Raw genomic sequence first — 20,688 nt, forward strand, 5'->3', positions numbered from 1 at the left:
ATCGGCTCGCTCGATCCAGCCGACGGCCCGCAAAACCCGGACCGCGCGGAAGTCGCGTACCTCACCGACCCTTGGGCCTCACGCCCCGGGCCCCGGCCGCCGCGCACGAACCCCCACGGAGCGATTCCCACGTGCCATCCGACCCGAGCGCTGCCCGGACACCTGACCCGGCCACGCTCCACCCGCTGCCTGCCCACGAGCGGGTCGTCTTCCTCAAGCCACTGGTCGCCGGAACCAACGTCGTGGCAGGTGACTTCACCTACTACGACGACCCCGACGGCGCGGCCGACTTCGTGCAGCGCAATGTGCTCTACGCCTACGGTCCGGAACGGCTGATCATCGGCAAGTACTGCGCGATCGCCACGGGCACTCGATTTCTGATGGCGGGTGCCGACCACCCCTCGATGGGGGTGTCCACCTTTCCCTTCACCATGTTTGGTGGGGAGTGGGCCGAGCAGACCCTCGACATCGTCACCGGCATGCCCAGCCGCGGGGACACGATGGTCGGCAACGACGTGTGGTTCGGATACGGAGCCACCGTGATGCCGGGAGTACGGATCGGCGACGGTGCCGTGATCGCGGCCGGCGCGATGGTCACCGCCGACGTGCCGCCGTACACCATCGTGGGCGGGAACCCGGCCAAAACGATCAGACAGCGCTTCGACGACAGCGACATCGAACGGCTCGTGCGCGCCGCCTGGTGGGACTGGCCCGTCGAGCTGGTGACCGCGCACGCGTGCACCATCATGACCGGTTCCCCGCAGGACATCGAACGCATCGCCGCCGCCGAAGGTCTGGAGCAGCAGTGACGACGCGGACCGTCGAAGAGTACGCGGTGTCCGGTCGCGACAGCGGCCCGTACGCGATCACCACCGGACCGGACGGCGCGCTGTGGTTCACCATGGTGCACAGCGGCCAGATCGGCCGACTCGTCCCAGGACAGAAGCCGACCAGCCATCAGCTCGCCCCGGACAGCGGTCCGACGGTCATCAGCAATGGGCCGGACGGCGCCCTGTGGTTCACCCAGTACCGGGCGCACCGGATCGGCAGGATCACGACGGCTGGCCACACGGCGGAGTTCGCGCTGCCGACCGCGCAGTGCGGTCCCTTCGGTATCGCCGAGGGCCCGGACGGCGCGCTGTGGTTCACCGAGACCGCCGCCGACCGCATCGGCCGGATCACCACTGACGGATCGGTCACGGAGTACCCGCTGCCGTGCACCGGCGCGTTCCCCTCCGCGATCGCCGCGGACAGGGACGCAATGTGGTTCACGATGAACCAGGCCAATGCCATCGGCCGCATCGGCATGGACGGCCGTATCACGGTCCACGAGCTGCCCACCGCAGCGGCCGCGCCGGTGGGTGTCGCCGTAGGCCCGGACGGCGGAGTCTGGTTCACCGAGATCGTGGCCGGCCAGATCGGTCGCAGAGCGCCCGACGGCCGGATCACCGAGTACCCGCTGCCCGACCGCTCGGCCCGGCCGCACGCCGTCACCACCGACGCCGATGGCACCGCATGGTTCACCGAGTGGGGCGGCAACCGCGTCGGCTCGATCACCTCCGACGGCATAGTCACCGCCCATGACCTGCCCACCCCGGCCTCCGAACCGCATGGCATCACGGTGGGCCCGGACGGCGCCCTATGGACGGCCCTGGAGACAGGCGCGCTGGCCCGCATCGGACCCACCACCAACATCACCACCAGGAACACCGAACAGGAGAATGCCTCATGAAATACGCCCTCGTGATCTTCGAGACGCACGCGTCACGCGCCCGGATCCAGGCCGACCGCGATGCCTACCGCAATGCGTACGAGACGTGGATCGGCGAGCTCGCGGCAGCGGGCAAGCTGGCGGGCGGCGACGCCCTCGACACCGAGCACCAGGGCCCTGTCACCGTGCGCAAGACGGCGGACGGATCCGCAGCGGTGACCGAGGGGCCCGTGCACAGCGGGGAGGAGACTCTCGGAGGCTGGTTCGTGCTGGAGGTGGCCGACCACGCCGAGGCCATCGAGCTGGCCCGCGGCTTCCCCACCCCGGAGGCGCTCGAAATCCGCCCGGTCCTCGAATCGGCTTGATCGGCAGATGGCCCGCGCCGCCATCTGTCCGGACATCCGGCGCGCCTGACCGGCACGTCCTGCCGGGTCCCGAGCGCTGTACCCCTTCACAGGAGTTGGCTTGACACTGACATCGGTGAGTTACCGACCTCTGACCGGCCCCGAGGAGATCGAACTCTTCTGCCGGCTCTCCTACGTCCTGGACCACGAACTGACCGACGACTTCGCAAACGGATGCCGCCGCCCCGAGTGGACCTGGGTGGCCCTGGACGGTGACCGCCTCCTCGCCCGGCTCGCCTGGTGGACGACTCCAGGCGGTGACATCCCGCTGCAGTTCGACTTCTTCGACATCGACGACACGCTGCCCAAAGCCGACCACGACGAGATCGGCCGGCGACTGTTCAAGACAGCGACGGCGGCCGTCTTCCCGGCGGGCGCCAAACTGCCGGAGTACGGTCGTTTCGTCCCGCCCGACTGGCGTGAGGACCCCGCAGCCCGCGAGGTGGTCGAGTCCCGCACGCGCCTGCTGGAGAGCACGGGCGCACGGCTGCTGGTCGAGCGGCTGCGGCTGCAATGGACCCCCTCGTCCCTGCTCCCGGAGTCCAAGGGGCGTCTCGTCTTCCGCCCGGTTGCCGACCGCGAGGACCTCCTCGCCCTGATGACCCCGGTCATGGAGGGCACCCTCGACGCCCACGGCCAGGCGGATCTGGCATCCGGACTGACCTCGCGCGAGGCGGCGGAACGGCACTACGACGGAGAGTTCGCCAGGCTCAAGAGCCCGCACGAATGGTGGCGCATCGCTGAACTGCCCGACGGCGGCGGCTCGGTGGGCTTCGTGATCCCGGCCCGCAACAGCTACCACCCGATCATCGCGTACATCGGCGTCCTGCCTGCACACCGCGGCAACGGCTACATCGACGAGATCCTCGCCGAGGGCACCCACATCCTGGCCGCCGAGGGCGTCGACCGGATCAGGGCATCCACGGACCTCGGCAACGTCCCCATGGCAAAAGCCTTCGCCCGTGCCGGATACGTCAACTTCGAACGCTCCCTCAACCTGGTCTGGGACTGGCCCCCTCTGCTGCGTCTCCGGATCTCTCCCCAAACGGCCTTCGCCCCGCGCAGTTGACCTTGGCATGTGCCTCCGCAACCCGACCCGGATCCCTGGCTCGACGAACCGGATCCCGACCCGTTGGCGTTGTTCACGAGATTGGGTTCTGGTCCGTTTCCTGTGGTGCGGTCACACGCTGTACTCACTCAGCCCAGGCTGCTGAGATGATCGCCTCCTATTTCAAGTTGGCGGGAGTTGGGTCTGTCATGAGCGAATGGTCGCTGGAGGTGCTTGAGGTCCTGGAGGCTTCGGGGTGGACGGCTGGCAGGCGCGTCGACACGGCTGGCTGGCGGTCCATGTTCGAAAGAGTCGGCGTCCGCATGCACGATGCTGCGGAGACGTTTCTCCAGGAGTTCGGGGGGCTGACCGTCAGCATCGGTGGCCCGGGAATCAACCGCGCCCGCGAGCCATTCGAACTGGACCCTGAGCTGGCGTGGGGAGAGGATGACCGGTTCTCCGAGTGGAGCGACGCCTTGGGGAGAGAGCTCTTCCCGCTCGGTGAGCTCGATCACGGCCGATTCTTTCTCGGTATCGATGAGCGCGGCGAGATCTACCTGGTCGCGGGCTGGGTCGCTAGCTTCGGGGCAATGCCGCACGCCCTTGAGAATCTGATCCTCGGCGTGAGGCCCCGCAGGATCGACGAGGGACACAGGTAGCCGGATCAGGCCTGGTGACAGCTCACTTGGCGAGCAAAACGCGTTTGCGGAGGAGCTCGAATCCCGCGCGGCCGAACATCTGCCGCTTCAGCATCTTGATCCGGTTCACGTGGCCTTCAACAACGCCTGAGTTCCAGGGATGGGAGAGGCCGGCAGTGACAGCGTCCAGGTCGCGTTCGAGGTGCTGGGCGAATCGCTGAAGGCTGGGCAGATCGGTGGCAGTCGCGGACGTGATCCATTCCGACAGCCGTTCGCCTCGCAGTTGCGTGGGCATGTCCGCGAAGGCACGGACATGGCTGGCAAGGCTTTCGAGGCCGGAGCAGTCGGCCAGTACTGCCTTGAGCTGAAGTCGGTCGCTCTCGGCCAGAGCGTCGGGGTGGGTGAGGATTCAGCGGCTGACCGCACGGGTGGATGGCGGCCGGGGGCCGACCGGCTGAGGCTTGCCGCGTAGGTTCCGGCTGACGTAGGCGCGAACGTTGCCGTAGCCGTCTGGGTAACCCTGTGCCTTGATCTCCTCCCACAGTTTCCAGTCGTTGGTGCAGCCTTCCTGCCATCGCTGGTCGAGATAGGGCTTGTAGGCGTCGAGCTTGGTGGGGCGACATTGCCACTGGCCGGTGAACAGCCGCTCCGGCTCGGTGGCGCGGGAGAAGCGGAGAACGGTGTTGAGGCCCATGCCGAGCTGCCGGGCGATGGACCGCTTGCTGTGGCCGGCGGCCAGCAGGGCGTGGACGGTGGCCTGTTGGCCACGGCGAGGACGCGGGCGACTCCGGCGCCTGATGCGGCTCCTCTGGTGGCTCAGGCGCAGGACGCAGGCAGGCGCGGTGCCGGTAGACACACTTCTCAGCGGCCTCGCCGAGGTTGTGCCAGAGATGCCATCTGTCAGCGACCTGGAGGGCTTGCGGGGCGCCGCGGGTGGCGCCTTCGGCGTAGAAGAGGGCACGGTCCCGGCAGATGATCTCGATTTCGGGCCGTTCGGATAGCCAGGCCGCGAGCGTGTCCGCTTCCCGGTCCGGCAGGAGGTCCACCGGGCGGCGTGTTTCGACGTCGACGAGCACGGTTCCGTAGATCCGGCCCTTGCGCTGGGCGTATTCGTCGACGCCGACCACACGTGGCGTGGCCACAGGTGGATCCGGCAGCGAGGTGATCAGCCCCAGGAGGGTGTTCCGGCTGACTGCCCGGGAGTGGCCGCTGTTTCGGCCGTGGGCTCGCCATCCGCCGTCGTCAGGTATCCGTCCGACCTTCTTCACGTCGATGTGGACCAGGTGTCCCGGCCGGCGAGCGGTGATTGTGCGTGGTTTCCGAGTGGTGTGGCCGTCGGGGTCGATGAATCGTCGTCTGCTCAGACCGAGATGGGCGAGGTGTCGGGTGATGGTGCGACGGCTCACGGCGTGCACGGTTTGGCTGAGTTCGAAGGCGATTCGCCCTGCGGACCACTTGTGGTTTCGGCGCATCTGCTCGATCTGCTCTACTGCCTCACCCGGTGTGGCGGTGGGTTGGTGGTGGGGTGTGGAGGATCGGTCGTGCAGGCCGAGCTCGCCATGACGGCGGTACCGGTTGACCCACTTGGAGGCGCATGCCCTGGAGATGCCCATCTCCGCAGCAACGTGGGCGATCGGACGTGACTGGCATCGCTCGACCAGTCGCCTGCGGCCCTCGATGGAGAGCGGTGCGTTGGCGTGGGTGCCCATCAGATCGCGGCGAGGCTGTTGAGCAGGTGGCCCAGCTCTGCCGGCGCCTGAATGTGGGCCAGGTGGCCCTGGCCAGGGAGTTCGTGGACTTCGGCGTGCGCGACGTGCTGCCGCACGTGATCGAACGACGTTCCGTAGGGGGCCGTTCCGCGATTGCGCTGGCCGATGATCAGGTCTGCTTGCTCTGCCTGCTGCGCCATCAGATCCGGAGGTGGCTCCGCGTTGAGGGCGCTGAGTTCGGCGTACAGCGGTCCGCTCAATCGACGCAGTGTCGCCCAACTGTGGGGATCGGCCCGAAGGTCGTCGACATGTGCTGCGGAGAAGCCGGAGATCTGCCGATTGACGATCTCGACGCAGCGATCCCAGTCCGCCGTCCCCTCTGCGGCCTTTAGGTCCGGCAGTGCATGACGTCCGAATGGTCGCATCACCGGCTCGTAGGCGATCACCTGGGGAATCGGGCGTTCGTTGGCGGCCAGCAAGGTGATCAAGCCGCCGTAGCTCCAGCCGAAGAGCGTCCGCGCGCTGTCGAACTCGTCAAGGACCACGCCGAGGTCCTCGATCTCTGTCCGCAGCGAGTACGAGTTGGTCAGCGCCCCCGAGGGGGCGCGGCCCCGGCGGTTTACGACTACCACCGAGGGCCAGGCGTCGATGGAGCCCGCAACGTGGCGCCACGTGTGCGCGTCGCTCATCACGCCGGGGACGACGACGAGGCCCGGAGCGTCCGGCTCCCCGTACACATCGACCGTCACCCAGCTGTTCCCGCCGACCGGCAGCCTCTTCTGAATCGTTTGCTCCATAAATTAATTATGGAGCAAACGATCTATAATGCAAGCGTGACTGGACGAAACCGTGGGCGACCACGAGCCTTTGACCGTGACCGCGTGGTCCTTGATGCAGCTCGCCTCTTCTGGCGACGCGGCTACTCCGGCACTTCGACCCGCGCCCTGACCGCGGCCCTCGGTCTGTCCACCTCTAGCCTCTACGCAGCCTTCGGCAGCAAGGCTGGACTGTTCGAGGAAGCGGTTCGGACCTACGCCGAGCGGTACCGCGAGATCTATCAACAGGCGGTCGCCGAGAACGACATCCTGACCGTGATCAAACGCATCCTCGCCGACTCGGTGCACGAGTTCACCCAGCCAAGCGACACACACCCCGGCTGTCTCATCAGCAGCGCCGTGATGAGCGACAGCACGAGCACGCTCGACACCAGCGCCTACGTCGCCGAACTGCACAGCTCGAACGAGCAGGCCCTCCTCGCACGCATCGAACGAGCGATCCAAGAAGGGGAACTAGCCGCCGGCACCAACGCAGCGGTCCTGACCGGGCTCGTCCAATGCGTCTGGCACGGATTGTCAGTGCGATCCAACGGCGACACATCTCGCGAGGACCTGCTCGCGACGGCGCAACTTGCTCACCATCTGATCTGCCAACAACTCACGTCACCAACGTCCTGACCCGCAACAACTAGCTCAAGACGCGGGTCGCTCAGCCCCGCCAACACAGGCGCTCGCCCGCCAGTTGAAGCGCCCAGTCACACCGACACCATGCACCTGTGACCATCAGAAGCTGCTGTCTTTCCGAGGGCGATAGCTGCGTTTCGGCTGGTCAGCGATCCAGCGCACCTTCGGTGTGCGCCGGATGCTCGGTGGACTCCACCATCGTGCGTGCCCACCAGCATGCGACCGGCGCCTGTACTGATCGGCTGCACGCACAGGCGCCACGGGGGCTGAAACAGCGGAACACCAGGGCAAAACGCCATGGCAGAGCATGCTCGACCGACTGGTGGAAGTGGTGCAGGAGGGTGAGAACCCGGGCCGCTCGCGCGGCGGGTGAGGCGGTCGGCGCGGCGAACGCCCAGTGCCGGTCGGTCGCGGCCAGGCGACTGTTCTTGATCTCACCTGTGGCTTTCCGACTGGCCGTTCAAGGGCGTTCGCCGTACCTACCCAGTACCTGAGCGGCGAGCGTCGTCCAGGACGTCACGCAATGCCCAGTAGGCAGGTTTCGCCTCGTACCTCGTGTCCCAGGGAAGGGCGTTTCCCGCACTCGGGGGATAGTGCCGGAGGTCGGCCGTGGAGCCGTACCTGTCGGTGAAGCCCCAGGTCGAGAACGAGGTGCAGTTGGGTTCTTCGCTGCAGACGGCGAGTTTCCCTGCCAACTGGCGGGCCTGGACGTCCTCCTCGTCCTCGTCGACGAGGACGTCCGCCTCCGAGACCCGGGCCTTCAGGCCGAGCCCGGCCAAAGCCCGGACCTTGCGTCGGAAGACCTCGGGGTCGGTACGGTCGCCGACGGCGTATTCGTGGTCCTGGAAACCGACGCCATCGATCGGAACGCCCCGCTTCTTCAGCCGGATCAGCAGCGCGTAGAGGGCATCCCAGCGTGGGCCGTCCTCCTCCACCCCGTACTCGTTGAGGTACAGCACCGCGTGCGGGTCAGCCTCGCGGGCCGTCCGGAAGGCGATGTCGATGTACTGCTCACCCATCGCTTCGAACCACAGTTGTGGCCGCACGCCCCGGTTGCCGGTGGAGTAGTCCTCATCCTCGTCGGACATGGGCTCGTTCACCACGTCCCATTCCGCCACCTTCCCCCGGAAGTGGCCCGCGACCGCCCGTATGTGCTCCGCCATGACGCGCCTGCGTTGCTCGTGCGTCATCTCGGCGCGCATCCATGCGGGCAGGGCTTCGAACCAGACGAGGGTGTGGGCGTGCACCTTCATCTTGTTGGCCTTGGCGAAGTCCACCAAGGTGTCGCCCTCCGCGAACGCGAACACGCCGCGTCGGGGCTGGACGAACTGCGGCTTGAAGTCGTTCTCCGGTGTGAGCATGGAGAACTCCTCACCCGCCGTCCGGCGGTAGGCGCTGTCAGTCAGCAAGGGGCCTGTGGCCAAGGCGGTTCCCATATGGATCGGGCGGGGGAGCCCCGCCGCCAGATCACGCATCGCGTCGGTGGACCGGGGCACTCGCAGGCCAGGCGCGTCCACGACGGACATCCGGCCCCGGCCCAGTGACTGCGCGTGGAGATCGCTGAGGGTCCAGCCCTTCCCGCGGGCTCCCGCATCCGCGCCGAACCAGATGCGGCCACGGCCGAAGACGTCCCGCGCGGGAACGGTTCCCACGACCCTTCCGTCGGTCTCCACCACGAGTCTGCTTCCGCGGACTTCGAGGGCGAGGCGGACTTCGTGCCCTAGGCCGCCCCCGAGGGTCCGGGTCACCGCAGGTCTGTCGGAGTCCCCGTCCCAGCGGTCGATCCGGAGCCTCCCGCCGACCACGCCGATGCGTACGCCGCGCCGCTCGTAGCGCCATTCGTCGTAGATGACCGGCGTCTCCCCGTACAGATGCAGGTAGGCGTCCGTGTCATCCGTGCGCCGCAGGCTTGCTTCGATCCGGACGTCCCCGCGGAACACCATGTGGGGACCGCGCAGGTTCACCGGCGGGTTCGGCTGCCCACCGGTGCCGTCCTGGCGTGTGATGCGCCGGTCGAGGTGTGTGACGCGTACCCCTGCGTGGGTGGGCTTCCCGCCAGCGAAGTGGGCCCAGTCCCGGCCGTTCAGGAGGTCCGCCACAGGCCCCCGAGCGGGCGCGGAAGCGCCGGCGCAATCCCCCGAGACACCAGCAAGCAAGGCGCACACAACCGCAGCGACAGCACTCTTCCGTAACCGCATGAACAGCAGCGCTCCGTATCTCCAGTCTGTTTTCCGAAGGCATCGCCCCCTCGGCCACACCGTCGCCGAGCACCATCCCTCCCCAGCCGCGGCAAGAACGGTGTGCGACCGATCGCGCCGCCTCGCTGTGACTGATCGCCATTGTCTCAGGTGAGGGTGGGTGGATGAACCGTTCCGGGTTCGGTAGGGACGTCGCGGAGGCTCTCGCGGCGTACCGCGTCGGCGAACGCGAACAGATCACCGGTCACCGCCTCGACCTCCCGGACGCGGACAGTCGTTGACTCCGGCCTTCCACGTGGACGAGTGGGACGAGAAGCACGCCACCGGCACATCGAGAGCATGGACAGCCTCTATCCAGACGACACCACATGCCTACCCAGCACAACCGAATGATCTTCTACACCACCACAGGGGACATGACCTACGCCTCGGCGTGAACCGCGCCAGGTCAGGCTGTTCCGCTACGGTACGGGCCACAGGCTGACAGGCCCCTCGGCTAGGTACGGGCCACGGACTTTGGGGAGCGCATGGCTGAGTACGACACGCACGCGAACAAGGCTCACAAGCTGCTCGAAGGATTGAATGCCAAAAGCTTGAGTCGCTCCTATGAGCTGACCATCAAGGCTGCCCAGGTCGAGGCGCTTTTCGCGCTCGCGGCAGCCATCGCTGACCAGCGAGCGGACCGCGACATCCGATAGGCAGCTCCAGACCTGACCCGCAGTACCGCAGCGAAGTACCGCAACCACAGCAACTAAACACGACCGCTTGCGGCCACCAGAGGCCATGCAGCGACCGTAATGGCTATAGATGACTGATCTACTCTGAGCTACGGATCAGAAGCTGGCCGCGCCCTCTGCGTGCCCGTACCGAGGGGGCACAGCGGGGAGCCACGGGGACTGACAGGCCCCGGCTGTGCTCTCTCCCAGGTCGGAGTCTCGACAGGTCGGCCAGGGGTCGCGTACTCCGTCTTCCGAACTGGCGCCGGGACACTCGACATGAAGTATCCGAGAGTGCCCGATCGCGCTGCGGCACGGCGCACGGTACGCGAGTTGGAGATGCGGCGGGGTAACCCGGCTACGGATGTCGCTTTCGGTTCGGACTCCACTCGTAGACACCGAACGAGGGTTCCACCACCTCGCGGGGCCAGCGTCGGCGAACCTCGCCCAAACGGCGACGCTGGTCATCTATCCAGCCCTCTTCGAGAGCTACGGGCACTGTCACTGTCGTCATGGAACCCGGTATGTCGTCAACGATGACGTCGGGGCAGTCACGCTCTCCTTCGAGTCGGATTCTGATCTCGGGCGCGCGACCTCCCATCCAGCTGATGTCCTGCCCCGCCGTCAGCGAGGCGAGAGCTGTTTCCCAAGCGACCAGGTCCCTGGGTGAGAGCCAAACTTTCAGTTGCCCCTTGACGAACCCGGTCGTTACCAGGACGTTCGCAATCAGGGTGTCGTGGCGTGTCAGCACCCCCGGCATGTCCCGTCCTGTCACCTGTACGGCGACGCTGTTCCCCTCGTCGTCGGCGAGGCGAATCAGATCTACGGCTCCTTGCCCGGTCATCGTCCCTCACTCTTGGCGCCCGTCCATCTCCGCGGCTTCGGAGCGGCCCAACGCACGACAAGGCTAGCTCCGGCCACAGACACCGGCAGAACACACTCCCAGGGGTGCCACCAGCCTTGGAAAGCGGGGGGTGCCTCTATGTCTTTGGTCAAGTAGGGAGGGTCCTGTGCGGAAATTTCGCAGCCTTGGACGACGTGAAGGCGGGCTGACTACGAGTGCGAGTCCGGGGCGGGTTGATCAGGGCAGATCTTCGTCCGGGTATAGGTATGTGTCGTTCTCGGCGTAGTAGACGACTGCCTCGCATGCCTGTTGCGGGGAAGGAATGGCCCCGTCATGGTGTGCGCGCCAGGTGTCCAGGACGTCGTGGATCAGGGCGGTTTCCAAGAGGTAGGTGCGGCCCTCTGCATCTGGCTGGCCGGTGCCTTCCCGGTTGGCGACAGCCATCGCGTCGCTCTGCGCAGTCCAGGGCTCGCTGGCGAATACGGTCAGACCGTCGTCCTTCTCAGTCAGTTGGCTGATCAGTTCTGCAAGTGTCATGGGTACTCCGGCTCGGCTCATCGGCTAACTGGAGAGTCCCATGTGGCGTGGGGTTCTGGGTTCGTAGAAGGTGCCGTCGCGGAGCATCGCGAAGAGCACGTTGATCCGCTGACGGGCAAGGCGGAGAAGGGCCTGGGTGTGGGTCTTTCCGCGGGCTCGGCATTTGTCGTAGTAGGTGCGGGAGGCGGGATCGTGCAGTGCGGCGAACGCGGACAGGAACATTGCGCGCTTGAGCTGCCGATTGCCGCCTCTGGGCGCGTGTTCGCCGTGTATCGAGGTCCCCGACGACTTCGTCGTCGGGGCGAGGCCGGCGTAGGAGGCCAGGTGAGCGGCGGTGGGGAAGCTGGTGCCGTCGCCGACGGTGACCAGCAAGGTGGCGGCGGTCCTGACCGCGACCCCCGGGATCGAGGTCAGGACCGTGGAAAGAGGGTGAGCCTCCAGCAAGCGCCCGATCTGCGCTTCCAGAGCTCGGCGCTGTTCGTGAACGGCCGCGAGCGAGTGGGCCAGCGACGGGATCACGACGTCGAGGGTGCCGGTGCCCGGGACCACGACGGTCTGCTCGTCGAGCGCGTCGAAGACGTCGTCGATCAGCCGCTGAGCCATGCGCGGGGCCTTGGGCCGGATCAGATCAACCAGCCTGCGGCGTCCGGCTTTGCGCAGGGAGGCCGGAGATCCGTGGCGTTCCAGCAGCCAGGTCACGGCCTGATGGTCCAGGCGCGGCCCGAGGACGCGCTCCAGGCTGGGGTGGAACTGGGTGAGCAGGCCGCGTATCCGGTTGGAGGTGCGGGTGGCCTCGGCCGCAAGGTCCTGGTCGAAGCCGACCAGAACGGTCAGCTCGGCGGTGATCTCGTCGGTCAGCTCCAGCGAGCGCAGGGTGTGCGGCATGGTGCGGGCTGCGTCCGCGATCACCGCGGCGTCCTTCGCGTCGGTCTTCGCCTCGCCCGGGTAGAGATCGGCGATCCGCCGCATGGCAAGCCCGGGCAGGTAGGCGACCTTGCAGCCGGTGTCCCGGGCGACCGTCAGCGGCAGGGCTCCGATCGAGGCGGGCTGGTCCACGACGACCAGCACGGTGCCAAACTTCGCGGCCAGCTTGTCGAAGACGGCCCGCAACTTCGGCTCGCTGTTGGGCAGCTGCTTGTCGAAGACCTTCTTGCCGGCCGGGGTGAGCCCGTGCCCGTGATGCGCACTCTTGCCGACGTCCAGGCCGAGGAAGACGCCCACGTCGTCGATGTCGTACAACCTATCCTCCCGAACAGGGCTCGTGCGGTGCTGGTCAGGGCGATGGCGCCGTACGCGCGCATCCACGTTATGCAGACCTGCCGCCGCGAGTTGCCGGGCATTGCGCCCGGCCAGGCGGTAGTCGGACCTCTCATCAGCGTCTCCCACGGCACCCCTCGGGCCCGGTGACACCACCCCCCAGGTCATCCGCTCGACAGGGGGAACAGTCATGCCGGGCCCGGAGGCCAGCGGTCCTCTTGCAGGACCGCGAAGAAGATAACGGGGGATCCTGACGGAGAGCGCCCGTACGCCTCGTGCATGGCCAGCGGGACTAGGATCCCAGCCGGGCGAAGTCGTAGCGCAGAGGTAGTCGCGCGCGGTCTCCAAAATCGCGAGGACGCCGGTTCGAATCCGGTCGGCTTCGCCCGCCCCAGCTGTGGCGTCCATGTGCATGTCCCAAGGGCACCAAAAGGCCCCGTTACAGGTATGGATCATGCGTGGCGTGGGGATCGGCTGAGTGTCAAACTGCGCTACAACGGACCCGTACCAGGGCGCACAGTCACAGACGCTCGCGGACAGTCCGCCGAGGTCACGACCGGTTTGGCCGCAGGTCACGCAGTCGCTTGCATTGCTTCGGGACGAAGAGGTCGTGGGTTCAAATCCCGCCACCCCGACACAGGTCAGAGGCCCATTCGCGTGATCGCGAATGGGCCTCTGTCGTGCGTACAGCAGCGGAGTACAGCAACCGCTATGACTCGTGCTGGCCGTCCTCGGCCGACGGCTCTTCCGCCCGCTCTTGCTGCTTGCGCTTCCCCTTCTTTTCCTTCTTCTGCTTGCTGCCGCCACCCAGCGCCTTGCCGAGCTTGCGGAGCGCCCGGCGGGTGTCGGCCGAGGGCACGTGCGTGTAGACCTCCATCGTGACCGCGATCTCCGAGTGGCGGAGGATCTGCATCGCGATCCGGGGGTGGACGTCAAGCACCCGTCGTCGCTTCGCTCCTCCGGGCGGGCGGGCGCGGGCGGCCGGCGGCGCCCGCGCTCATGTCTCCGCCCCGCTCGGCACCGCCGGCCGCCCGTGCCCGTTAAGAGGCAGGCACACAGGGCATGAGGTCAGAACACGTTGTGCTGGGGTGAGGCGGGTCGGCTCCACGGCTTTAGATCTCAGTCGAATCAGCCGAAGTCGTTGATCTGGTCGCTCGTTGTAGGGCTGGTGGCCTGCCACTGCTCAGGACTCAGCAGACGTGTCCGCGCGGCCAGACGGCGCAGGGCGGCGATGGCACCTTTGTCGAGTTGGGCCCCGCTGTAGCCGATGTACGCCACGACACCGGGCATCGGCTCCCAGGCCAGCGTGCCGTTGCCGCCGAACGCAGACGTGATGATCGCGGGCTTGCCATTCACGGTCCCTGCCGTCTGAACACGGGCGGCGTACAACTGGTCTTCGAGGCCGCCGCACCGGGCGACGCCGGTGAAGGTCAGGCCGCCTGAGAGCTCGTCTACCTCCCCGGTCTCGGCTGAGCTGTATCGGGCCTCGTATATGTAGGTCGGGCGTGAGGTGCCCGTGGCCGTCACTGAAAGTCCGGGCGGTGATTCGACCTCGGGGCGGCCCGAGGCGACGCTAGTAGCGGCGGCGACAGCGATCAGCTCGGACTGCGGCAAATCCCCTCGGACTCGTGCGTATGAGCCACCGACTGGCCAGGTGATCTCTCGCTCAAGGGTCCTGCCCGAGACGCTGCCGACCAGGACCGGGCGCCCCCCTGTCGGCGCAGGTACGGGGAACGTGACCACCGCGCCGTGCAGTCCCAGAGAACCGTCTGAGCGTCGCACGACCACCGTCAACGGGCCTGCGTCCGCTCTGCGATCACGCCTGATCAGCGTGGCACCCTGAGACAGTGGTAACCCTGTGATCACCATGCCAGGGGTCTGCCCCGCTCTGACAGTCGAGTCCGGGCCATCAGGAAAGGCACGGCCGGACGGCGACGCCGACGACGAGCTCACGGGTGCTGCCGGGGCCTGCTCGTCGGGCCCGCTCACGGCCACGATGCCCACCACGAGCGCCGCGGACAGGGCCACGGCTGCGGCCGCAGCGATCAGCCGACGCGGTGGTTTCCAGGGCGGTCGGTCCGAGCCACTGCTGAGTACATCCCCCATGCCCACAGTCTCCCTCGACAGGTTCCGGGCCGTACAGACAGCGGCGTCGTCGGTGCGGGGGAACCACAGGGAATAGCGGGGCCCGTAAAAGACCCAAGCTTCCCAGGCTGAGAAGCCGTTGTTCTATCGGTCTTGAGTGCGGTGTGATCGAAAGCGACTGCCGGATCGGATGAATCTGCTCGTGTCCGTGCATGAGGACAGGGCCTCTGGTGCAGTTCGGAGTTGCTGAGACACCGAGCACGACGAACGGCTCCCGGAGCAACTCCGCGTGGCGCAGCTCGGCAAGAACCGGGTCGGTTTCCTGACGCAGCACCTCAACGCGCCTCCGGCGCCTCGCTCCCGCTCCTCCAGCAAACCGACCGTCCCCATATCACGGACTGATCCGCAGCGCGGGTGTGGGCCAAGTTGCACCGCGTGGTGCTGGACCGGCTCGGTGCGCTCGGTGAGCTGGACTGGTCGCGCTGCGCGATCGACTCAGTCAGCGTTCGTGCGGTCAAAGGGGGCCCTTGACTGGACCGAACCCGACTGATCGCGGCAAACTCGGGTCGAAAATTCACATCGTCTGCGACCGCAACGGGATTCCGATTTCGGTGGGCATCTCCGGCGCCAACCTGCACGACAGCCAGGCCCTGATCCCGCTGATGCGCGGCATCCCTCCGATCCGCTCCCGTTTCGGCCCCCGGCGCCGACGCCCGACCAAGCTGCACGCGGACAAGGGCTACGACTTCGACCAGCTGCGCGGCTGGCTACGCCGTCGACAGATCGTGCCGCGCATCGCTCGCCGCGGTGTCGAAGCCTCCGACCGTCTCGGCCGGCACCGCTGGGTGGTCGAGCGGACGATGTCCTGGCTGAACGGCTACCGTCGCCTTCACCGTCGCTACGAGCACAAGGCCGAGCACTTCCTCGCCTTCGCCGGCATCGCCGGCGCCCTCGTCTGCTATCGCCGACTCATCCAATAAGGTCAGCTCTCAGCTGTGCCTCAGTTCCAAGCGGACCACCCGTGATGCCGGACCTCTGCCGGAGCCATGTCCCAGGAACTGTTCGCGAGCTCCCCGGGGTTGCCGAACGATGCCCAGCTCAAGAGCGTATCGCCAGCGACCTGCGCGCCCCGCTCGAACGAGAAGTCGGCCCAACAGACGTAGCCCGTAGGGCAGTACCACCAACTCAAGCCCCGCTCCACAGCGCCCGCCTCCAACTCCGCATCCAGCTCCCACGCCACACGGCCGATCAGGCGGATCCCCTCACACGTGACCTGGGGACCATGCAGCCCATCGACGAACACGCAGGTCAAGCCCACGCCTTCGATGAAGTAGCACTTCACGGCAGGCTGATGCTCGTCCGACTCAGCCCTGCGGAACTCAACTCGCCACTGCGCACGCTGCGGGTTCCAGCGCTCGATCTCGCACTCCTCGGCAACAAAGCCATGCCCCGCCATGATCGTGACCGCTTCATGTCGATCGACCCCGAAGTCCAGCGGTCCAACCGTCCGGCGGGGAACGAATCCCCACTGCTCCCGGTCCGAGTCCGCGAGCACCGCCCAATAGTCCGTGTTCACCGCCTCATGATCGTCCACACGACGGTGTGGACGATCGCGTATTTCGGCTCTGACGGGGATCTCGCGATGTCGCACGGTCATGGGCGAGGAGCACGCGTTGGCGTAGGAGGCGCCCTTGCGCAGAGCGAAATCGTCTACCCCCGGAAATCTGACCGCCCCGACCGGCGGCTGCGGAACCGAGCGGAGCAGGTCCAACAGCGCGTCCTTGGCGACGAAGCGTGATGACCCCGGCCGTTCGCTCAATCGACTCGACAACAACACCGGATAGATACGGCAATAACCGCCCCAACATCCCTGAACCGCACACACGGAGACTGCCCAGCTCGGCCCTGCGACATCACAAGATCCCCGACAGAGTCGAATTGCGTGAGCGTCGACAACGAGCAACATCGACAGCGTGGCGTGTCCTTGGCAACCTCAGGGCGGCACTGCCCAGCCGCCCTGAAATCACGAACAACGGCGTGCACCTCAGGACCGCTGCAGTTGGTCGAGCATGCGGTGCGCCAGGACAAGATGGCGGTGACCCGACTCCAGTACACACTGCGCGTCGTTAATGATCTGCGCCAGTTCTTGCTCCGCCTGCTCGCTGTGCCCAGTGCTCATCAGTCCTTGAACTCGTTGCAGGCGGGTGTGGAGGGCATGAGGGTGGTCGTGCCCGAGAATCCTGCTGCGCTCGGCCACCAACTGCGTGAACACTGCGGTCGCCTCGCGGGACCGTCCCGCCCGAGCAGCGAAGTCCGCCTGGGTACTGCGTATGGCCAGCAGGTGAGGGTCACCCGGCCCGAGCGTTCGCACGGCATCTTCCATGAGCTGCCGCAATTGTTGCTCGGCCTCTGCGAGGTCTCCATTCATACCGGAGAACCAGATAAGGCTGCGCCGACCGGCGAGAACTTGAGGACTGTCGGGGCCCTCCAGTCGTGTCCGATCCTCCAGGAGAACCGTGAGTTGCTGAACGGCGGATTGCGTATCCCCAGCTTCCCCGGTGAAGTAGGCCTGCTGGTGCCGGGCGGCGAGCGTGTCCGTGTGCTCGGGGCCCAGCGTCGCGGTCGTTGCAGCGACCAGGTTCTCGAACGCACGCGCGGCTGCCTGTACATCCCCGGCTTCCCCGGTGAAGAACGCCCACTGGTGAAAGCAAGCCAGCGTGTCAGGGTGACGCGGGCCCAGTTGGGTCCGCCTACGCCGCACGATGCCTTCCAGGCTCATGGCCGCCTCGCGTGGCCGGCCACGGTCACCGACCGCTATCGCCAGCAGGTAATCCGCCCCCGCCACACCTCCCGCCCGAGCCCGCTCCAGGGCCACGGTCGCCCGCGCCAGCTGATTTTCCTGATGGGCGAGAAGCCCCATGTCATACGCATCCGCCGCCCCTACACGCGATAAGAGCGCCCCCCACAGATGATCCGGCACCGGAGCCAGCCGCGGGGCATTCAGCAGGTAGTCGAAGGCGATGTAGCCCTGGCTGTAGTTCCCGATCAGGAGTCCGCTGGTGGCGTATGCGGCCTTGCATGCCCATTGCATCGCCTCAGAAAAGGGCTCGGGCTGCAGGTCTGGCCCGCCACGCTCGGCGAGATAGGGCAGATGAAAGTCCTGGAGCCACTGCCTGCTCGCCGGTCGCCGTAACCCCGACCTGCGACAGTCGACTGCCGCTGCTACGATCGCCGCGCCCCGGGGATTGGCTCCCGGAGCCCAGGCGTTCTCCCACGCCGTCAACAACTCCGGCCCTGCCGCGAGGACTTCCGCGAGCCCGAACCTGTCACAACTGCCCAGAGCCAGTTGGACCCGTGGATCTCGGTACGCGTCAGCACGATCCTGTTCTGCCGCAGACCAGCGCCGTTTCAACCGGACCTGCACGGCCATGTGGAGCACCTCGCGCTGCACCCGCCAAGCATCCCGGTCCGACCCCGTCAGCCGGCTCTCTTCCCGGGCGTCGTAGCGGCGGAACTCCTCCGACCGCATCGTCGCCAGGACCACGACCCGCCCGAGCGGGCCCCCCAGCAGTCCGGCCACCGTGGACGCAGTCAACCCGTCAGCACCCAGATAATTCTCGAGATCATCCAGCCACAGCACTGCGCGGCGACGTCGCCTGGCGACCTTGACGGCATACGCGAGCGCCGGCCTGGCCAGGGGGCGCACAAACGCATGACGAGGGAAACACGAGCGCGCGACCTCATACGCGAGGCGGGTCTTGCCCGCGGTCGACTCACCCACAATGAGGACGAAACCGCTCTCCAGCACGGCCTGCCGCAGCTCAGGCTCGGCATCACGCTCGACATAGGGCGGCGCCAACTGGTGATCAGGGTGCCCGTCAGCGGGGTGAACACCGGCCAGCTCAGGACGGTCCACCTGATCGAGACGGGGAATACCGCCCGACGAAGTGCGTAGGAGAGCCGCCTCGCGCGGCTCGCTACGCTGCGGCCGCACACGGTCGGTGACAAAGGTATAGACGGCCGTGACGGCTGCTCCGATACCGGTGGCCAACGGACCGGACGCCCACATCGCGGACAGCGCCACGGCGGCCCCACCAGCCCCCACCGCCGTCAGGTACCTCAGCCAATCTCGAGACCGCTCGCCATCCTGCCGGAGATATGCCGACACGCTGCCCCCCTGCGTGAGGTGGTCTTCCATTCTCATCACCACGCCGCTCCTGTCGAGGGAACCGCCCGCACAGAGCAACACCGAGATGCGGCAGCGTCCAACCGCCGGGTGACGGTATGCCGGCCGTCCTCCAGGGACCGGTAGCCCTTGACTCGTCACCACTTCCACTTGCCTTCGCTCTGGCCCCAGTAGCCGCTGCGGCCGTCGTCGTCTCCCAGCTCCGGGAGATGCCTGAGCCGCCTGCGGTCGAACAGGTCCGAAATTCGACCAGCTGCTCGTCTAAGCCCCGTACTACGTGGAGGGGGATTTCCGCGAGAAGCGGATGGGATACCTGTGGGGTTGTACTTGCCCACGACGGCCAGGACGTCGTTCAGACAGGCATAGGGTGCCCCCGTGAAGGTTGATGATCTTGAGTGGCAGTTGAACAACCTCGGCGGTGTCCTGCCGCGGATTGTGGACGAGATCCTGGAACGCGGCGGTCTCGAGGTGTTGGTGGAGACGGCACGTGAGCGCGAGGACTGGTTCTGCGCTGTGGGTGCGGTGCGGGGGCTGTGCAGGGCAGGGGAGTTCGGGCGGGCCTGGATGGTCGTGGAGCCGTTCGCGGCGTCGGGCTGGCAGCCGGCGGTGCGGGCAGGGGCCGATGTCCTCCTGCGGTGGAACCGCGTAGAACAGGCGCTGGAGCTGGCGCACCCCGGCGGGCGGGGGCAGGAGAGCGATGACGTGTGGCGGGACTACGCCGAGGCGTTGGTCGGGGCCGGGCGGGTGGACGACGCGATCGGCGTGCTCGTTCCGTGCCTGCGTGACAGGCGAGTGCTGCGCGGCCTGGTGGAGATGACCGAGGGGCAGGGATGCGACGAGCGGGTGCTGGAGGTGCTCGCCCCGATCGCCGAGGAGTTCCGGCGTGACCCGAGGCAGTGCGGCGTCGGTGACCTGTGGGAGGTCCTGCCCGCACAGGCCCGGGTCCTGGAGCGGTCCGGCCGCGTGGACGAGGCGATCCCGCTGCTCGGCGCGGACGTGGCCGCACGCCGGTACGGGCCGCAGAACAACGTCGAGTTCTATGCCGAGCTGCTGGCCCGACACGGTCGGGTCGAGGCACTGCGCGATCTCGCCACCGGCACCCATAAGTCCACCGCCGCGAGTCCGTACGTAAAGACCTTGGAGAACCTGGGCCGAGCCGGCGAAGCGGAGGCATACCTGCGCGACCTCATCGCTGCCAAGCATCCGGGCTCGTATGAGCACACGCTGATGGAACTGCTCATCCGCCAAGGTCGCTTCGACGACGCCATCGAGTTGGTGGAGCATACGTTCGACGACCTCTACGACGGAAACCTTCTCCAGTCGACCTTGATCGTGCTCGCCGAACAGGGCCAGCACGACAAGGCTCTTGAACTCACGCAAAGACGCAGCCCCGAGTTCCTCGCGGAGAACGAGGAGTGCTGGCTCCGGTCCAACCGGTGGTGGCTGATGGGGGAGGCGGGGCGCGCCCGGGAAGCGATCGCGGAGATCGAGGCACTACCGGCCGACGAGGTCGACGATCGCGAGCTGACCATCGCCTGGCTGCTCGCTCAGGACGGCCGCGTCGAGCAGGCCATCGCCCGCCTGCGCCCGCTGCCCGGCAAGCAGGCGGCAACCGACCTGGCCGAACTGCTGATCCGGCAGACACGCTTCGCCGAAGCTGTCGCCGTCATCCCCGACGTGGCCGCCCAACGGAAAGAGGAACGGCGCTTCTGGACGGACCGGACGGAACAGAAGGAGACGGCTCCATCCGATAGCGGCGACGGGTGGGGCGACCCATGGACAGCCCCGAATACCGCGCACGCGGAATGACACACCCCGCCAGTCAAGTACCGGACACCCATCTGGGCGAGTTGCTCAGGCTGGAAGCTCACCACCACCGACACCGAGAAGACCGC

Annotated in this window: 19 protein-coding genes, 1 tRNA gene and 3 pseudogenes; 10 read left to right on the top strand and 13 right to left on the bottom strand. The window is 67.1% G+C overall.

Going from position 1 to position 20,688, the window contains the following annotated elements:
• Positions 1-131: 131 nt before the first annotated feature.
• From OG780_RS43165 to OG780_RS43185, 5 genes are all read left to right on the top strand, one after another.
• Entirely contained in the window at positions 132-809 is a 678-nt protein-coding gene (locus OG780_RS43165) for a CatB-related O-acetyltransferase (RefSeq protein WP_328457724.1), read from the top strand.
• Complete coding sequence (locus OG780_RS43170) at positions 806-1,732, top strand: virginiamycin B lyase family protein (protein WP_328457726.1); 927 nt, start codon at positions 806-808, stop codon at positions 1,730-1,732. Before OG780_RS43165 ends, OG780_RS43170 begins: the two co-directional genes overlap by 4 nt.
• Positions 1,729-2,076, top strand: a complete 348-nt coding sequence (locus OG780_RS43175; protein WP_143940799.1) for a YciI family protein — start codon at positions 1,729-1,731, stop codon at positions 2,074-2,076. Before OG780_RS43170 ends, OG780_RS43175 begins: the two co-directional genes overlap by 4 nt.
• A gap of 115 nt (positions 2,077-2,191) precedes the next feature.
• On the top strand, positions 2,192-3,184 hold the full coding sequence (locus OG780_RS43180; protein ID WP_328457731.1) for a GNAT family N-acetyltransferase: 993 nt from the start codon (positions 2,192-2,194) through the stop codon (positions 3,182-3,184).
• 146 nt (positions 3,185-3,330) lie between these two features.
• Positions 3,331-3,822, top strand: coding sequence for an SUKH-3 domain-containing protein (locus OG780_RS43185; protein WP_328457733.1), 492 nt, complete (start codon positions 3,331-3,333; stop codon positions 3,820-3,822).
• Between the two features lie 22 nt (positions 3,823-3,844).
• Here the strand turns inward: OG780_RS43185 and OG780_RS43190 are convergent, their stop codons facing one another.
• From OG780_RS43190 to OG780_RS43210, 5 genes and pseudogenes are all read right to left on the bottom strand, one after another.
• Positions 3,845-4,210 carry a transposase gene (locus tag OG780_RS43190; protein ID WP_328458766.1) on the bottom strand — a complete coding sequence of 122 codons (366 nt, stop codon included), beginning with the start codon at positions 4,208-4,210 and terminating at the stop codon, positions 3,845-3,847.
• Positions 4,211-4,657: a hypothetical protein gene (locus OG780_RS43195; RefSeq protein ID WP_328458793.1), complete on the bottom strand. Its 447-nt coding sequence runs from the start codon at positions 4,655-4,657 to the stop codon at positions 4,211-4,213.
• A 43-nt stretch (positions 4,658-4,700) separates the two neighbouring features.
• A pseudogene (locus OG780_RS43200) lies at positions 4,701-4,943 on the bottom strand (ISL3 family transposase); the annotation flags it as partial.
• Positions 4,944-4,970: 27 nt separating this feature from the next.
• Positions 4,971-5,510, bottom strand: a pseudogene (locus OG780_RS43205) (helix-turn-helix domain-containing protein); the annotation flags it as partial.
• Positions 5,510-6,307 (bottom strand): alpha/beta fold hydrolase, encoded by a 798-nt coding sequence (locus tag OG780_RS43210; RefSeq protein WP_328457735.1) that lies wholly within the window; start codon positions 6,305-6,307, stop codon positions 5,510-5,512. The pseudogene OG780_RS43205 and the gene OG780_RS43210, both read right to left, overlap by 1 nt.
• Positions 6,308-6,343: 36 nt before the next feature.
• Here OG780_RS43210 and OG780_RS43215 point away from each other — a divergent pair, with 36 nt between their 5' ends.
• A complete protein-coding gene (locus OG780_RS43215) occupies positions 6,344-6,964 on the top strand; it encodes a TetR/AcrR family transcriptional regulator (protein ID WP_328457737.1) in 621 nt (206 codons plus the stop codon).
• A gap of 485 nt (positions 6,965-7,449) precedes the next feature.
• Here the strand turns inward: OG780_RS43215 and OG780_RS43220 are convergent, their stop codons facing one another.
• Complete coding sequence (locus OG780_RS43220) at positions 7,450-9,069, bottom strand: endo-1,4-beta-xylanase (RefSeq protein WP_328457739.1); 1,620 nt, start codon at positions 9,067-9,069, stop codon at positions 7,450-7,452.
• A 626-nt stretch (positions 9,070-9,695) separates the two neighbouring features.
• Here OG780_RS43220 and OG780_RS43225 point away from each other — a divergent pair.
• Positions 9,696-9,866, top strand: a complete 171-nt coding sequence (locus tag OG780_RS43225; protein WP_328457741.1) for a hypothetical protein — start codon at positions 9,696-9,698, stop codon at positions 9,864-9,866.
• A gap of 376 nt (positions 9,867-10,242) precedes the next feature.
• Here the strand turns inward: OG780_RS43225 and OG780_RS43230 are convergent, their stop codons facing one another.
• From OG780_RS43230 to OG780_RS43240, 3 genes are all read right to left on the bottom strand, one after another.
• Positions 10,243-10,728 carry a DUF5959 family protein gene (locus tag OG780_RS43230; protein ID WP_328457743.1) on the bottom strand — a complete coding sequence of 162 codons (486 nt, stop codon included), beginning with the start codon at positions 10,726-10,728 and terminating at the stop codon, positions 10,243-10,245.
• A gap of 237 nt (positions 10,729-10,965) precedes the next feature.
• Positions 10,966-11,265, bottom strand: coding sequence for a hypothetical protein (locus OG780_RS43235; RefSeq protein ID WP_328447268.1), 300 nt, complete (start codon positions 11,263-11,265; stop codon positions 10,966-10,968).
• A 24-nt stretch (positions 11,266-11,289) separates the two neighbouring features.
• Positions 11,290-12,504, bottom strand: a complete 1,215-nt coding sequence (locus OG780_RS43240; RefSeq protein ID WP_328457745.1) for an IS110 family transposase — start codon at positions 12,502-12,504, stop codon at positions 11,290-11,292.
• A gap of 328 nt (positions 12,505-12,832) precedes the next feature.
• Between OG780_RS43240 and OG780_RS43245 the strand changes: the two genes are divergently transcribed.
• Positions 12,833-12,907 (top strand) — tRNA-Trp (locus OG780_RS43245).
• Positions 12,908-13,231: 324 nt separating this feature from the next.
• On the opposite strand, the gene OG780_RS43250 is transcribed toward OG780_RS43245, so the two are convergent.
• Together OG780_RS43250 and OG780_RS43255 are read right to left on the bottom strand one after the other, a co-directional pair.
• Positions 13,232-13,462: a hypothetical protein gene (locus tag OG780_RS43250; RefSeq protein ID WP_328457747.1), complete on the bottom strand. Its 231-nt coding sequence runs from the start codon at positions 13,460-13,462 to the stop codon at positions 13,232-13,234.
• A gap of 188 nt (positions 13,463-13,650) precedes the next feature.
• Positions 13,651-13,878, bottom strand: a complete 228-nt coding sequence (locus tag OG780_RS43255; RefSeq protein ID WP_328457749.1) for a hypothetical protein — start codon at positions 13,876-13,878, stop codon at positions 13,651-13,653.
• 1,137 nt (positions 13,879-15,015) lie between these two features.
• Between OG780_RS43255 and OG780_RS43260 the strand changes: the two are divergent.
• Positions 15,016-15,587 (top strand): annotated as a pseudogene (locus OG780_RS43260) (IS5 family transposase); the annotation flags it as partial.
• A 20-nt stretch (positions 15,588-15,607) separates the two neighbouring features.
• Here the strand turns inward: OG780_RS43260 and OG780_RS43265 are convergent.
• Positions 15,608-16,378: a hypothetical protein gene (locus OG780_RS43265; RefSeq protein ID WP_328457751.1), complete on the bottom strand. Its 771-nt coding sequence runs from the start codon at positions 16,376-16,378 to the stop codon at positions 15,608-15,610.
• A 273-nt stretch (positions 16,379-16,651) separates the two neighbouring features.
• The gene (locus OG780_RS43270; protein WP_328457753.1) at positions 16,652-18,805 is read right to left on the bottom strand and encodes a hypothetical protein; all 2,154 of its coding nucleotides are present in this window, start codon (positions 18,803-18,805) and stop codon (positions 16,652-16,654) included.
• Positions 18,806-19,168: 363 nt separating this feature from the next.
• Here OG780_RS43270 and OG780_RS43275 point away from each other — a divergent pair, with 363 nt between their 5' ends.
• The gene (locus OG780_RS43275; protein WP_328457755.1) at positions 19,169-20,602 is read left to right on the top strand and encodes a tetratricopeptide repeat protein; all 1,434 of its coding nucleotides are present in this window, start codon (positions 19,169-19,171) and stop codon (positions 20,600-20,602) included.
• Positions 20,603-20,688: the final 86 nt, after the last annotated feature.

The organism is Streptomyces sp. NBC_00386 (genome assembly GCF_036063235.1).
Taxonomy (GTDB): domain Bacteria; phylum Actinomycetota; class Actinomycetes; order Streptomycetales; family Streptomycetaceae; genus Streptomyces.